The organism is Pedobacter namyangjuensis (genome assembly GCF_003313325.1).
Taxonomy (GTDB): Bacteria; Bacteroidota; Bacteroidia; order Sphingobacteriales; family Sphingobacteriaceae; genus Pedobacter; species Pedobacter namyangjuensis.
The window spans coordinates 1067655-1083426 of the sequence record NZ_QMHQ01000002.1 but is presented as its reverse complement, the minus strand read 5'-3'; the positions used below and the strand labels follow the sequence as shown (position 1 = coordinate 1083426).

13 protein-coding genes are annotated in these 15772 nt (G+C 37.6%); 9 read left to right on the top strand and 4 right to left on the bottom strand.

The window, feature by feature from the left end; translation table 11 throughout:
* The coding region (locus tag DUT69_RS19370) for a hypothetical protein (protein ID WP_205314257.1) at positions 1-200 on the bottom strand (200 nt) is incomplete at its 3' end.
* A 109-nt stretch (positions 201-309) separates the two neighbouring features.
* Between DUT69_RS19370 and DUT69_RS19290 the strand changes: the two genes are divergently transcribed.
* Positions 310-486 carry a hypothetical protein gene (locus tag DUT69_RS19290; RefSeq protein WP_162796303.1) on the top strand — a complete coding sequence of 59 codons (177 nt, stop codon included), beginning with the start codon at positions 310-312 and terminating at the stop codon, positions 484-486.
* 292 nt (positions 487-778) lie between these two features.
* On the opposite strand, the gene DUT69_RS19285 is transcribed toward DUT69_RS19290, so the two are convergent.
* A complete protein-coding gene (locus DUT69_RS19285; RefSeq protein WP_162796302.1) occupies positions 779-976 on the bottom strand; it encodes a hypothetical protein in 198 nt (65 codons plus the stop codon).
* Positions 977-1105: 129 nt separating this feature from the next.
* Here DUT69_RS19285 and DUT69_RS11860 point away from each other — a divergent pair, with 129 nt between their 5' ends.
* From DUT69_RS11860 to DUT69_RS11845, 4 genes are all read left to right on the top strand, one after another.
* Complete coding sequence (locus DUT69_RS11860) at positions 1106-1996, top strand: sce7726 family protein (RefSeq protein ID WP_113653427.1); 891 nt, start codon at positions 1106-1108, stop codon at positions 1994-1996.
* Between the two features lie 9 nt (positions 1997-2005).
* Positions 2006-2947 carry a sce7725 family protein gene (locus tag DUT69_RS11855; RefSeq protein ID WP_113653426.1) on the top strand — a complete coding sequence of 314 codons (942 nt, stop codon included), beginning with the start codon at positions 2006-2008 and terminating at the stop codon, positions 2945-2947.
* A 63-nt stretch (positions 2948-3010) separates the two neighbouring features.
* Entirely contained in the window at positions 3011-4030 is a 1020-nt protein-coding gene (locus tag DUT69_RS11850) for an RES family NAD+ phosphorylase (RefSeq protein WP_162796301.1), read from the top strand.
* 124 nt (positions 4031-4154) lie between these two features.
* Positions 4155-7241, top strand: a complete 3087-nt coding sequence (locus DUT69_RS11845) for an NACHT domain-containing protein (RefSeq protein ID WP_113653424.1) — start codon at positions 4155-4157, stop codon at positions 7239-7241.
* 437 nt (positions 7242-7678) lie between these two features.
* Here the strand turns inward: DUT69_RS11845 and DUT69_RS11840 are convergent, their stop codons facing one another.
* Entirely contained in the window at positions 7679-7927 is a 249-nt protein-coding gene (locus DUT69_RS11840) for a helix-turn-helix domain-containing protein (RefSeq protein WP_162796300.1), read from the bottom strand.
* 316 nt (positions 7928-8243) lie between these two features.
* On the opposite strand from DUT69_RS11840, the gene DUT69_RS19280 reads away from it, so the two are divergent.
* The 4 genes from DUT69_RS19280 (at position 8244) to DUT69_RS11825 (ending at position 14817) form a co-directional block, all read left to right on the top strand.
* A complete protein-coding gene (locus tag DUT69_RS19280; protein ID WP_162796299.1) occupies positions 8244-8381 on the top strand; it encodes a hypothetical protein in 138 nt (45 codons plus the stop codon).
* Positions 8382-9482: 1101 nt separating this feature from the next.
* A complete protein-coding gene (locus tag DUT69_RS11835; protein ID WP_113653422.1) occupies positions 9483-10283 on the top strand; it encodes a TlpA family protein disulfide reductase in 801 nt (266 codons plus the stop codon).
* The gene (locus DUT69_RS11830) at positions 10280-13447 is read left to right on the top strand and encodes a SusC/RagA family TonB-linked outer membrane protein (protein ID WP_113653421.1); all 3168 of its coding nucleotides are present in this window, start codon (positions 10280-10282) and stop codon (positions 13445-13447) included. Before DUT69_RS11835 ends, DUT69_RS11830 begins: the two co-directional genes overlap by 4 nt.
* Positions 13448-13452: 5 nt before the next feature.
* Complete coding sequence (locus DUT69_RS11825) at positions 13453-14817, top strand: RagB/SusD family nutrient uptake outer membrane protein (RefSeq protein ID WP_113653420.1); 1365 nt, start codon at positions 13453-13455, stop codon at positions 14815-14817.
* A gap of 134 nt (positions 14818-14951) precedes the next feature.
* Here the strand turns inward: DUT69_RS11825 and DUT69_RS11820 are convergent, their stop codons facing one another.
* Positions 14952-15284 (bottom strand): DUF6520 family protein, encoded by a 333-nt coding sequence (locus tag DUT69_RS11820; RefSeq protein ID WP_113653419.1) that lies wholly within the window; start codon positions 15282-15284, stop codon positions 14952-14954.
* Between the last annotated feature and the right edge of the window lie 488 nt (positions 15285-15772).

Sequence of the window (15772 nt, the reverse complement as noted above, 5' to 3'; positions counted from 1 at the left end):
GGGCAAGGGTTTAAACGTTCAATGATTGTTTTTCCGCTCTTTGCCGCGTGGGCAACCGTTCTTTTTTTCATGCTTTTGTAGTTATTTTTATTGGTATTCAAGAGCACTACGTGGTAGTGGCTAACCTTATGAGCCGTTTTGCACTTCGAATTAGTAATTACATAATCATTATTTTTCCGCTCTTTGCCGCCTGGGCTCAACTTTACAGATAATGTTTTGAAAAGGGATAAATTTGGTAATAAAATGGTGTTTAAAAAGGGAAAACGCAAAACGTAAAATCCCAAACACATTGGAAATTTATAGATTAGAATGATTTCATCTATAGAAACAACCACAAACACCTTATGCTATGGCAATTGCATTATTTTCTACACCACCCAACGAAACAACGAATTTGGCTACGGTCGCGAAGGCGCACAATTCGGCTTCTGGCTCAAAGAAGAAAACGGCAAGCTGAAACTCTCGGGCTTGGAAATGATACCGTAAAAATTTAGTGCTTACTGCCGTAACCGCTTTTTTCTATAAAATAGGAAGTTATGGTTATTAGGTCTATGTTTACGGCGGTTGAAATTTATAACGAAATCGTTTATTGTCTGTTCGAAACGTTTTAATTGCCTGATCAGCTCTATTGGCTTTAACATTAAACGTGATGTGTTGATCTGATAAAAATACTCGTAAAATTTGAATCACGAGCACACCATGATGTGTCAAGTTTTATACTGTGTCATATCTTTTTTAATAGGAATGACAACTTAAGCACTTTAGCTATGCTCATCAACTAATCAATTTCGTCGTGACTGAAATAGTCTTTTTTTATCAATTTGGTTGATTTGTCCGTGAAAGAGCAATACCACTCGCCATGTGGAATATACTTTATTATCGTAGCTACAATGCTGGTATTGTGCTTTTTTGATTTGATAAATACAATATCTCCATTTTTGAAAGATTTGGAGACGTCTTTTGAAAGTATTGGCATAACTTAAAATATCTGTTTTCTAAAATAGGTTTTATTATTATCAAAAAGTAGTTATGTTTCAAAGTAAAATTTGATGGAAATTCACAACCAAATTATTATCTTAACTTTAATAGTTTGTAACTTTACAATATGTTAGCAAAACCGACAGTTCCATCGGGAAATCTCAATTCATTAGCCAAGCTCATTTCTAATGCTGGCTTTAAGCGCTTGATGCGAGATGGCGATGCTGAACATAAAAAGTACGCGAGACAATTAAAAACATTATTGAATAAAAATGGCGCTGCTATTGAAGATAAATGCAGTATTAAAGACCTTATTCAATTTTCTTATGAGCATTTGCTTTTAAATTACAGGCATGAGTATGTTTATAAAAGCATACTGTTAAATAGCTTTATTTTAAAGGAATATTCTTTGTCTGATACTGCTTTACTAAACGAGTTTAGGATTGGCAATTCTAAAGCTGATACTATTTTAGTTAATGGAACCAATAAAGTGTTTGAAATAAAAACCGAATTGGATGCGCCGACCAGATTGAAAAGTCAGTTGATTGATTATTATAGGGGATTTTCAGAAGTTTACATTGTTGTGCACCATTCTCTAGTGGAAAAATATAAGAGCATTGTAGAACCGCAAATCGGCATCATGTCCTTTTCTCCTCTAAATGAAATTGAGGTAGTTGAAAGGGCTACGCCGGATATATCAAAGCTTGAGCCTATTGCGATGCTTAAATCACTTAGAAAAGAAGAGTATTTAAATGTAATCAAAAACCTTATTGGCGAGGTGCCAAAAGTACAACCAGTGCATTTATTTAATGAATGTTTGAAAATTGCCAATTCATTTGAAGCAGAACAAGTACAAAATGAATTTTTAAAAGTGATTAAAGATAGGATAGACATATTTACAAATTCTGTAACAACGCAAACAGATTTGCCCGACTATCTAAGGCTTGCATGTTATCACTCCAATTTAAACGAAAATGATTATATTGCATTAATTAAAAGATTGAATTACCAATTTTAAATTAACGCTATGTATTTACCCTATCTCAGGGGCAAACAATTTGAGCTTTTGGCTTTAAGGGAATTAACTGCCTTACCATTAGACCCGAATAAGATTTCGCCTATTATTGAGCCTTTGAAAAAAGAACTCAAAAGTATTGAAACTGCAATTAGAGCATTGAGCGCTCAAAAAATCCAAGTACAGCTGGTCGTAAATCCGGAACATGGAGATCTAAAAAAGAACTATAAGCCTATTTTAGATTTTATATCCCGCTTGTTAGATGAAGGTATAGATAACATAATACCTACCTATCTTATTGCAAATGAGCAAGATTTTCAGTTTTTTAAATCTTCTTCTTTACAAGAAAATTATCTGAGTAATGGTTATTCTCTAATACATCTCAACCAAATATCTAGTGGAGCTGAGTTAAAACAGATTGCTAATAATAGTAATTTGCAGTACAACCTAATTCATGTTAGCCACCTAATAGCCATGCGTAGAGGGTTTAGTACCGGGCTATTGGGTTTTGTAAACGACTCATTTATTAAGCAAAAAAGAAATGTTGATTACGAAAACAGTGTAGACGAAATATTTTCGAGCGATTATTTTTACTATAGGAGTGAGGGATTTGATGCTTTTGCTGATTACGTAACTGTAGGTGCTGAATATGTAGAAGGTGGTATGTTGCCTTTTGCAGTTGTTATTCATCTAACTTACAAAGACTATAATAGTGATGATATTAGAATTCAGCACTTCCTATCAGACAATAATTTAGATGCAAGTGATACTGCGGGTAAGTTTGGTGAGGCATTAGGTAAACTAATAGCCTTTGTAGATGCTGAAGGTATAAATAGTTTAGCGGTTAGGCAATTTAGAGATTATTACGCAAGAGGTGCATTTCCGGGCTTAGGTGTTATTAAGAAATTATCCATTATGCATCATATAGAATTGGTGCAAAGTCTGCTTCCTTAATTACGTATGAATTGTTGTGAAAACTGTTTTTCCGATCAAGGATTGAAAAACAGGATGCGAACGATGGCATGGGACCATGGTAGGTGTAATTTCTGCGAGCTAGAAGAAACTTTTGTGATAAAATGTGAAGATATGGCGGAGCATTTCGATCAACTCTTCGAATTGTATGTAGATTATGCGGGAGGTAATATTTCGTTGAATCCTGAACGAACTTACCTATTAGATGAACATTTACAGTTCTATTGGAGCAGGTTGTTTAACACAAATGTTTTAAAAACAAAAGATGTTAAAAATCTCGTGAATCAAATTGGTAGGGGTAGTGCTTTCTTTTCCGAGGTTTTATTTGAGCGGCCTGTAGAATTTAAAGTTTTGACTAATATCGGTGCGATACCTGCGTTAGATTTACAGCTTAAATGGCAATCATTCTCAGAGGAGATTAAGGAAAAGAATAGATTTTTTTTAAGTGAGAAAATTGATACAGATGAGTTACAATCTATTTTTGAACGTTTAGCGGTTACTTATCCAAAAGATACCACTTTTTATAGGGCACGTATTTCTGATGAACCATTAGAAATAGCTCAACTTGGCAAACCGCCGCAAAAAAGCACAACACCTGGTAGAGCCAACCCGGTGGGTATACCTTACCTATATGTTTCCGAAAGTGAGGAAACTACTCTTTACGAGACGAGGATAGCATTACATGAAGGGATCACTATCGGTAAGTTTATTGCCAAAGAACCGCTGAGTCTTGTGTCATTAAAAAATGTAGCAGATTACGGTCCATTTGAGATTTTAGATAGGGGCTTTTCATTAGAAGAATTTATACAGTACCGTCCTTATTTGCAACGCTTAGAACATGAATTGTCTAAACCAGTGCGAAAACAAGATGTGCACCTAGATTATCTGCCTACCCAGTTTCTTTGTGAGTTGATCAAATCTCTAGGCTTTGATGCAGTGGAGTACAAAAGTGCTATGCATAAGCATGGATATAATTTGGCGATTTTTAATGATGAAAAGTTGGAATGTGTAGACGCTAAATTTTATGTAATAAAAGACTTAGAGTATAAATGGGATAACAACTGATAAAGATTTTTTAAAATGACGCACACGTCTTAGAAATTAAATAAAATTTTCAATTGGAAATTGAAATTTTTTAATATTTCAAAAAAATCAATTTTTTGGTTAATAATCTTTAGAATAAAATAAAATGAATAACAAAAGAATACTGTATTGGTTTAATGATTTGAGACCTATTTACAAAGGAATAATAATGATTTTATTTTTACTTGCTGTTGGAACACTTTACTACTCTTTTTCAAATAACCATATTGGAGGAATTTTTTTGACCACCTCAGTTGCTATTTGTCTTTTCTTAACAAAAAATTTTTGGACACCGAAAGAATATAGAAAACCATTACTTACGTACTTTTCCGTAGGTGGTTTTTGGTTGGCAGCTGTGAGTTTGGTAACAAGTTTAGAGAAAATCGAACCTATTATTAAGCCTATAGTTATTGCTGTAAATCCTATGGTAATTAACTTAAGCAAGAAATATTCTTATTTTTCGGCAGTTGAGGTAAACGTAGACTTAATCATTGCACTGCTTTTAATTATATTAATAATTATCGTTTTTATAGTAAATTATGTATTCAGAAAGAATACCATTGTAATACCTCATCCGAATCCATTGCAAGATGATTTAAAAGATCTTGACATGAAAGGAAAAATGAAAGCGATAAGCCAATCTTTAAGTACAGAACTTCTGAAAATTGACAAGGAAACTAACTGGAGTGATTACTATTTTACACCTATTGATGCGGAGGTTGAGATAATATCTAACAACAGGAAAGAAAAGCGTATAACTGACTTAATGAATGCCTTGAAGAAAAACAAAAGAGCCCGGGCTTTTTTAATATTAGGGGATCCAGGCTCAGGTAAAAGTGTCGCGTTAAGAAAATTAGCAAAAGAAATGTTGGATGAGACTGCGGATACAGGGAGAGTTGCTTTATATATAAATTTAAAGGAATGGGAACCCGATATACCATGGACTGAAAAAAACAGGCCAACTGAAAATGATGTCTATCACTTTGTGCTAAAGAATATAAAAGGAAAGTTAGATCTATTCGGCAATAATTTTATGGATAGCTATTTTGAGAAAATGCATTCGCAAGGGCGTTTTTTCTATATAATCGATTCATTTGATGAGATGCCTTCGGTGTTAGACATTTCAGAATCATCTTGGCTAATTAGCGACTTATCGCATGCTATATATAAATTCATAACGGCTGGCGTTGAAGGACGAGGCATAGTGGCATCCAGAATTTTCAGGCGACCAAATAAGTACTTTAGCGCATCTGTTACATTAGAGCTTAGACCGTTATCAGACTATAAAATTAAAGAAAATCTTGAAAAGTCAGATGCATTCAGTGAAAGTGTTATGCATAGATTATTCCACACTAGAGCAGACCTTTTGCCACTGGCTTCAAATCCGTTTATGTCAGCACTTCTAATAAATTTTGTAAAATCTAACAATGGAAACTTACCATCTATAAGGGCAGAATTGTTCAGGAACTATATAGATAATAGATTAGATGCTGCAAATGAAAAAATAGGGCAACTAAAGCTTTCAAAAAGTTCTGTAATCGAATTTGCCATTGAAATAGCACATTATATTTTTCACAGACATAAATCTGGTTTGGAAATTTCAATGAAAGATTTGATGAAGAAATTTGACCGTATTCCGTACAATATCGAACATATAGTTCAAGTATTAGAGTATGCAAAAATAGCTAAATTGGGTAAGGGTAATGGGGCTATGTTCAGTTTTGTGCATCGACGTTTTAATGAGTATTTTGTGGTACAGAAAATGCTACTTAGCGATACGCAAATAAATCTTGAGTCCATTCCATCTGATTCTAGATATCGAGATGCATTAGTGCTTTATTGTGAGGTTGCGCCAATGGAAAATGCAATAGCAATAGCGGATTTTTGTTGGAACTTTATTCGGAAAATGGAAACAAAGCATTTAAAGCTTAACAATGAAAACAACGTAAAGGTAATTTTCTGTCTGCGATTCTTAAAAGAAGCTTTTATGATGCGACTTGAGTGTATTGAGCATTTTAGAAAAGAACTTTCAGCATTCATCTTGTTCCAAATGAGTTCTAAAAATCTCCTATTGAGGAAAATCATTGTAGAGAATTCGTCAATTACAGAAACTTCAGTTTTGCAAAAGACAATTCTTATCGCATTTAATACATCAAATCCCCTAATACAAGAAGCTGGATTTAAAGCAGGAAGGTATCTAGAAAGAACGGATGAGGTATTGAATAGATCAATAATCAAATATATACTGAGGTCTGATTTTATAGACTTTTTTGTTAGACGAAAAGAGCTATCGTTTGCTTTGAAATTAACACCAACTTTTGAAAAGGTTTATTATCAGTACAAATGGTTGTTATTTGAGCGTAAGTTACTTTTAGCAGGCATAATATTATCGTTCTTTTCATATCTAACATTCTTTGCTCTATTAGTATGTTTTACCTATTATAAAATTTTAAAATTCATTAATTATTACATTGTAAATACAATTTATATTTGGGACGACGATAATTTAGTTGAGAACGAAATTGTAGTGGAAGATGCTGACAATAAAAGATTAATAGGATTTAGGAACATAAATGCTGAATTATTGCTTAGATGCTCATTTGTAATAGCGTTGATTGCCTTGCCGATAGTAGGATCGATTAAATATCATGGGCGGGAGATACCACCCGATGTCTGGTACAATGGCTTTAATTCTTTTAAAACCTATTTTCTCTACACTATATGTCTATTGGTTTGCCCAAAAATGGAGTTGATTCTATTACTGAAAAGTTATAGGATTCCGTTTAGACGTCTAAAAACATTAGTCACTATAACAATTTTTGGAGCTCTATTTCTAATTGCAACCTATGTTGCTTTATCAAAGCTAGACAAAATGATATTGGAGACAATTGCCAAAACAATTTTTTTGTTGCCAGCTGCCGTAGTTTTATGGAGATTCTGCTCACGCTATCGCAAGGATATAAGATTATTGAAAACAACTCGATATTTTGAAACGATGGATCGTAGAAGTATTGCAGAAAATCTCTCTAAGCTTTTTTACAGGGACAATAGGATGAAATATATCGTATTAGTTAGTCAGAATGCAAAAAAAGTCACCGGTAATTGGCCGGGCGATATTATTCCCAACTATCACGACGATGCGTCATCTTCTTTACTTACTTTAGAGGAAAAATGGCTCAATTTGGAAGGTTAGTGTGAAATAGTAATTTTATTAGTAATTTATTACAATGTTATAAAATTTGAGGTTGCAGGACACTCTCACATTAGGAATATAAATAAAATTAAACAGGCTGAGTGCTTCTTGTATAAAAAGTACAAAAAATATAATTATTTTGAATGACTGCAGAATTTCTAATTCCCTTTAGGATTGTTATACCATATCTTTTTCCTTATTTTGAAATTCGGTGTGAAGGGTTTCGGAAATTAGAATATAAGTGGATGTATCCGGAATATCCAAGTACTTTAATTTTACATTTTCAAGGCTTCACAATCGATAGGGCTTTGTTTTTATTTGCAGGGTGACCAGGAGTGCTAAGGCCGACAATAGAAGCACTTATCTTGAATGTAAATCTTATAGTTTTTATTTGAGGGTACCGAGCTAAACGTATATTAAATTAAGGAAGCACTAATCTAGTCGACATTAGTTTTTATAGGATTGGTCGGAAAGAAATCTTTTATAGAACATTCGAGTACTGCCGCGATTTTGTTTAGATGATTGATATTGTATTTATCCGATGTCTTTGTGCTTTCTACGTTACCTACAAATTTTTCGCTTAAACCAATGTAGACTGATAATTTGGTTTGGCTGAAATTTTTGGCAAGACGAATCTCTCTTACCTTATCGATAACATATTGTTCTATTTTGGTTAATTCAGCCACAACTCGAAGTAAGGCAACTAGAATAAAATATTTACCCAGTTATAGCTTGGTATTGTTAATTAATTATTCTATATTCGATTAAGAATTAGGTATTAATCCGAGTCTTGCAACTACAAAATCTCACGCCGTAACGCAAGACAGCAGAAAATGCCCATATCTATGCGTAGATGTATATATTTGTACGTCGAAATAGATGTGGGGCTGCTGTAATTCCGTGTTACGTAAGGCGTGAGAACTTTAGAGTAGTTACGGTGTGCAGCCTCACATGTATTATTTGGCGTCTCACTAATCAAGACTCGTATAAACCATACGAGCAATGAAAGCAACTATCATCTACACGCAAAGACTAGTAAACTGCCTTAAGAGGTTGGTGAGACGAGTTGTTTTTGTAATGCTCAAACACATCATCACCCCTAAACAGTTGTTCGCCCTTATTATAAAAAGTCCGGTTTAAGATCTTAAGCCTCGTTTCTCTATCAGCAAATTATTTAGGTTCAAGCAAAATATGATGTGATAGGGGGCGGGGCTTTTTTTGTTCCCAGTTTTCTGTTAGTGGTTTTCTGCTTGAGTTGGTAATTGAGATTGGTTGAGGCCATGCGCAGGGGAATGCCTCGGCTCTTGACAGCCGAAGTGTAAAGTTTGTCCGCTCTTTGCCGCGGGGGCAAGGCACTTTTGTCTTGATACAAAAGTTCCCAAAAAATCAAGAAAGAACGATGCTTCCAAGCTTGAGGCCTACGCTGGCCCGCCGTTCTTTCTGGCCGGCGCTTTTTAGGACAGTGCTGGTTGGTTGATTGGTTGGTCGGTTGGTTGGTCGGTTCTCTGTTATCAGTTTCCGTGCTGGATGATTAAGAATAAAGGGCAAGGTATAAGGAACAAGGAGTAAAAAGCAAGGAACAAAGAGCAAAGATTAAGGAGTAAGGAACAAGCAGTAAGGAACAAGGAACAAGGAACAAAGAGCAAGGAACAAAGAGCAAAAGTTGAGGTATGAAATCTTGGTATTGGGTTAAGTTTTAAAACGTCTTTTACTATGAAATATAATGTTTACCCTTTTGACAGGCTTTATGCGTTAAAGCCTAAGAATCCGGTTTAGTGGCTGTTTTGCGGGAACCGGAATAGTTAATGGTTATAAAATTTCGGCTTAGCGATAGGGTTAAGTGGTTCCCGCTTTTTTCAATTACTTTTTGATCTTATAATCGCTCAGTTTTGCCCTAGCTTAGGCTTGCCTCGGCTCATCGCCGCCGAGAGGCTCCTTCTTTTTCCTTGATGAAAAAGAAGCAAAAAATCAAGAAAGAACGATGCTTCCAAGCTTGAGGCCTACGCTGGCCCGCCGTTCTTTCTGGCCGGCGCTTTTTAGGACAGTGCTGGTTGGGGATGTAGGAGCGAGGAGTAAGGAACAAGGACTTTGACGCTGAGAGCGGAAAGCGTAAGGCTGAAAGCTTAGGGTGTGAGGAGTAAGGAGTAAGGAGCAAGGAACAAAGAACAAGGAGCAAAGAATATTTTCAAAGACTAAAACTATCAACTAACCATAATAGACTAAAACCAACAAATATTTACTATGAAAAAAACAACGATTTTATGCGTAATGGCTGTGCTATGGCCTTACGGGAATAAGGAACAAGGAGCAAGGAGCAAGGAACAAGGAGGAAGGAGCAAAGACTTTGATGCTGAGAGCGGAAAGCGTAAGGCTGAAAGCTTAGAGGGGGAGGAACAAGGAGCAAGGAGAAAGGAACAAGGAATAAGGAGCAAGGAACAAGGAGGAAGGAGCAAAGACTTTGACGCTGAGAGCGGGTGGATTTGGAATTCGAGGTTGAGCGCTTATTTACTGGTTATACTTTTGTTCTTTGGCTTATTTACGATTGCGCATGCTCAGGAAACCAAAATTACAGATTTAAAGGTTGGGCAGAAGTTGTCCGATAGCTTTTGGAAGCAGGAGCATACATTTTATGAGAACGGAAAAACCGTTAAAAAAACGTTAGCTGAGCATAAGGGCAAGTTTCTGATCCTGGACTTTTGGGCAACTTGGTGTAGTAGCTGCCTTAGCCGGTTTCCTCATTTGGACAGTTTACAAAGGCAGTTTCCTGATAAACTTGCTATAGTATTGGTGAACAAGGTTAAAAGTGATAGTGATACGAATAAAGTGAAACAGACTTTTAATGCGCAGGCAAAAGGCTTGGTGCTAAATACGGTAATTGGTGATGAGTATTTCGCTGAGGTGTTTCCGCATTGGGTTTTACCGCATTACGTGTGGATTGGTGCAAGCGGTAGTGTGGTTGGCTTTACAGGACCAGACTTCGTAAATGAAACTACAGTTGGCAAATTGGTGGATTTTAACAAGAAGGAGGGAGCAAAATTATGAGATTTCTAGCTACATTATTTTGCATGTGCCTAATTGGCTTTTATGCCAAGGCACAAAATGGCATACGCCTAAAAGACGTTGAAAGCGAACAGATTATTACAAACGCAACGGTAAGACTTGTTGGAACTAATACTATGCTTAGGGTAAATGAGCGTGGTGAAGTATTGTTTGACGGCCTTAGCGGTAAGCAAAAGCTAAGCATTTCTGTTATCGGCTACCAAATGGATACGCTTGAATTGAGTTTACCCTTAAGCAAATGGATGGTTCATTTTTTAAGGCCGGTAACAACCGAGCTTAATGAGGTGACGGTAAACACTGGCTACCAAAAGGTGGCAAAGGAAAGGGCGACGGGAAGTTTCAGTTTAGTTGACAATAAAACCTTTAACCAGCAGATTGGAATGGATGTGCTGTCTAGATTAGAGGGGATAACGCCGGCGCTTAGCGTAGACAGAAGGTCTCTTGGTACGCCTACCATAATGGTTAGGGGGCTGAGCACTTTGCGTGGTGACCGGACGCCATTGATTATTTTAGATGATTTTCCGTATGCTGGAGATTTGGCAAACCTTAACCCGAATGATGTAGAAAGTGTTACTGTGCTCAAGGATGCGGCAGCGGCATCGATTTGGGGAGCAAAGGCCGGTAATGGTGTTATTGTAATTACTACTAAAAAGGGCAATTACAACAAAGCGATGCAAATTGATTTTAATGCTAGCGGCAGTATTAACAGTACACCTACTTTAAACGAATATAACAACCTGAATGCTGCAGATGCGATTGCTGTAGAGCAGATGCTGTTTGGTAAGGGTTACTATAATAGCCAGGAGAGTTCTACCTTGAGAGCGCCATTTACCCCAGCTGTGGAGCTGATGATAGCGCAAAGGGAGGGAAAGATTAGTGCGGAGGCTTTGAAACAGCAGTTGGCCATACTTGGTGGACAGGACATTATCAGAAACTACAAGGACAGTTTTTTTGAGCGTGCTGTTAGCCAGCAATATAGTTTAGGCTTAAGGGGAGGCTCTGCGAAAATGAACTGGTATATCTTCTCTGGCTACGATAGACAATTGACAGAGTTGGGTGCTACCGCTGAGCGCCTAAACCTTAAAATAGATAATACGATGAAACTAACCAGTAAATTGGATGTTGGTTTGTCTGTTTATCTGACGGGTTCTGCAAGTAGAAGTGGCAGGATAAATTTGGCTTCTTTGACAACCACAAACGGTTTTTTGCCGTCCTACACGCAATTTATGGCTGCTGATGGTACAGCGTTACCTGTGATGAAGGATTATAGGGCGAGTTATGTGGCGGGGCTAGGCGGCGGAAATTTGCTGGATTGGAATTACTACCCATTGGCGGAAGGCGATTTGACACCTTCAACTAATGATAAATGGGATTTTTTGGGTAACCTGAGGGTTAACTACATGTTGCTAAAAGGATTGAAAATTGGTGTTAACTACCAATACCAAAAACAAAATGGCGACAGCAGAACTGCCTATGGTGTGGAGAGTTATTATGTCCGCAATTTGGTTAACCAATACACGCAGATTAACGGGACTACCGTGACTAGGCCGATTCCTTTAGGTGCAATTTATAATGATGGACAGGAGATTATAAGCTCGAACAATTTAAGAGGTCAGGTGAACTACGATGGACGGTTAGGCGACTTTAGCATTAACGCATTGATGGGTGCGGAGATGCGAAGTGCTACTACTGTTGCTGAGAACTCTATGAACTATGGCGTTGATGCAGAAAATTTGCAGACTGTTGCAATGGATTACGTGAATACTTTTAAGAACATTGTTACGGGTAACGTTAGCAGTATCTATTATAATGACAATTATTCGGGCGCTGTGAACAGGTATGTTTCGGCTTATGGTAATGCTGCGGTTAATTACAAGGGCAAATACACCTTGTCTGCAAGTGCGAGAAGAGATGCTTCTAATGTATTTGGCGTTGCTACGAACGACCTCTGGAATCCATTATGGTCGGTAGGGGGAGCATGGTTGGTTTCTGCCGAAAAGTGGATGCAAACCGATTATTTGCCTTATGCCAGATTGAGGCTAACCTACGGAAGTAGTGGCAATAGTGATGGAAAGCGAGCTGCGGTTACGACAATTGTTTATGGTGGAACTTCGATATATACTAGGACACCGTACGCAAATTTTGGAAACTATGCCAATCCGGATCTGAGATGGGAAACGGTAAATACCTTGAATATTGGGGCGGACTTAAAATGGTTTAACGATAGGCTAAGCGTAGGGTTGGACTATTATGTGAAAAAATCAAAAGATTTAATTGAAAATTCGCCTTTGGATTATACAGGAGGTATTGGTTTTCAATTATTTAAAAATGCTGCGGAGATATCTGCAAGAGGGCTGGATGTAGAAGTTAATTCAGTTAACCTAAAGGGAGCATTTCAATGGAACACATCGCTATTTGCCAATTTTTATAAGGATAAAGTTGATGCCTATTATTTGAGCAGTCAGGCTGCTTCTACGTTTGTTAGCGGAAATATCAGTGGCATTGTTGGAATGCCGGTTTATGGAGTATATGGTTATCGGTGGGCAGGCTTGAACCCGGTTAATGGAAATCCGAGGGGTTATGTTAACGGTGAAATTAGTGAGGATTATGCAACTATTACAGGTGCCAGAGCGACTTTAGCAGATTTAGCTTATGTGGGTAGGATGTTTCCGACTTTGACCGGGGCTATAGGCAATAGTTTAAGTTGGAAGGATTTTACCTTGGATTTTAGGATAGGTTATAAGTTTGGGTACCATTTTAGGCGGAGTGGAATTAATTATGGGTCGCTGTACAGTTTAAGAATGGGAGATAGGGAATATCCGAATAGGTGGCAGCAGGCGGGAGACGAGGCCTTTACCAATGTACCTTCGGCAATTTACCCGGCAGTAAGCGCAAGGGATAATTTTTACACTCGTTCTGAGGCTGTAATAGTTAGTGGTGACCATATAAGGTTACAGTATGTGGGTTTAGGTTATACATTTAACAAAAGCAAGTTTGCCAAACTTCCTTTTAGACAGGTTACCTTAAGAACGGTAGCAAATAATCTGGGCTTACTATGGCGTCGAAATTCATTAGGTATAGATCCGGATTACCCCGGAGCGGTACCTACTAAAGTCTATTCGTTTAATCTACAGTTTAGTTTATAAAAGTTATGAAAAGCTATTTTAAGAATGTGGGTTTGCCCATGTTGTTTTTGACCATATTAATGATGTTCGGTTGCGAGAAGTTTTTGGATGAAAAGACTAATGCAACATTAGCAATACCAAGTACAGCGAAGGATTTGCAGGCGTTAATGGATACGTACTATATTTTGAATGAAACCGATGTTAGTGCCGACGAGGTAAGTGCGGGGGATTTTTATGTAACAGATACGGACTTCGGAACGAGGACGGAGACGGATCAACGTCTATATACTTGGCAAAACAGCAACACATTGGCGACGAGGTTGAATGATTGGTATTACTGTTATACCATTATCTATAGGACTAATTCTGTTATAGAGGGCGTAGATAAGGTAAAGCCAACTAATTTAACGGCGGAGAGCTTAAAGAATACGAAAGGACAGGCTCATTTTTTTAAAGCTAAAGCTTATTTGCAAGCTGTGAATATTTGGGCTAAGGGCTATAACAAACAAACTGCGAGTACAGATTTAGGCGTGCCGATTAGAAAGGAAGCAGACTTTAATGCACCAACTGTTAGGGCGACTGTGGAAGATAACTATCAAACTATTATTGCTGACCTGAAAGCTGCTATAGATTTGTTGCCTAACCAACAAATACATGTGATGCGGCCTTCAAAAGCAGCCGCTAACGCTTTGTTGGCAAGGGTTTACTTATGGATGGGTAATTATGCCGAGGCGCTGAAATATAGCAATGATGCTATGGCAATCAAAAAAGATTTAATAGATTTTAATACGTTAACGGCGAGTGCCATACAACCCTTGGCACAGTTTAATACTGAGGTATTAATGGCCAGCAGGATGGTTAACTTGCCGATAATTGCCCCTAGTAGAGCGAAGGTATTGCCGGAGTTGTATAACAGTTATGAAAATAACGACCTACGCAAAACAGTTTATTTTAAGGGTAATGCCGACGGCTCTTATGCATTTAAGGGAAGTTATGATGGAACAACACTTTACTTTAGCGGTGTTGCAACAGACGAAGTTTATTTAACCACAGCGGAATGTAATGCCAGGTTAGGAAATGTGGACCTTGCGCTAAGGGATTTGAATGACCTGTTACGCAAGCGTTATAGAACTGGAACATACATTGACTTTACGCAACGTGACCCCGTGTTACTGCTCGAAACAATTATAAAAGAACGCAGAAAAGAATTGCTCTTTAGGGGATTGCGATGGGCGGATATCAAACGATACAATAGAGATGGAGCTGGAATTAGTTTGACTAGAACGGTTGCTGGTAAGACTTATACTTTGGAAGCCAATAGTGCAAGATTTGCGATTCCGATACCCGAAGATATTATTTTACTGAGTGGAATACCGCAGAATAGTTACTGAGTGTTTTCTGTTGCCGGTTTACAGTTGCTACTATTGAGTCTTCAGTTTTCAGGTGGGAGTCTTGAGTTGGCAATAGAAGAAAGCGGTTGAAGGTTAGGGAAAAAAGCTGGACTTTGTGTCCAGCTTTTTGGTTTTCAATCTTTTCTACTAATTACTTTAGAAGTCGTGAACATATCCGCAGACGTAGTGTGTGTATTGTAGAAGTCGGCAATATCATCGTACTCGTTATCTTGGAACACCACCAAACATGGTAGTTCTGTGCCAGGATTGCAACTTTCTGGGTTAGGCTGGCTGGATACATCTTGCCATTTAGTTGGGTCGTCTAAATCGGCGTCACTACTACCAATAAAACGATACTTTAAAGTAGTGACTTTTTTATCGTTTTTAAATGCACTTGTTGTGAATACTATACCACAAACAACGATTAGTGCTAGCAAGCCGGCAAGGATTTTTTTTAGATTTTTCATGTTAGAGACTGCTGTTTTGCATTTGAAAAAGCAGACGAAAAAGTTAGGTTTAAGTTTTCCTCCCTTTGCACCCTCCAGAGGGTTGCATGAAAAGTTTGGAAGAGTTGAATTATGTTGGCCGTTTTGGTAGGCGCTACACCTTAAGTTTTACCTCCTCGAGGCTAGCTTAATATTAGTTTCGTCGTGTCTGATTTTCCTCCCTGTTGCAATCCCGAATATTCGGGATTAAATCTGCCAAGGGGCAGTTAGGGCGCATGGCATTTTTAAGGGTTTAGTTTTTAATATATGGTATCCTTTTCCGAAAGATGATTGAAGTTAGCACCAGCGACGTTGGTAAAATTGTTTAGTGTATTAAATAGGGGTTTTGGATGGTGGATTTTGGTTACTCTTATGAGAGGGGTTTTTGTTTGTTGTTAAGATTAATTCCATCGCTCAAGTCTTGCCTCGGCTTCCCGCCGCCGATTGGCTCCTTCTTTTGTCTTGATACA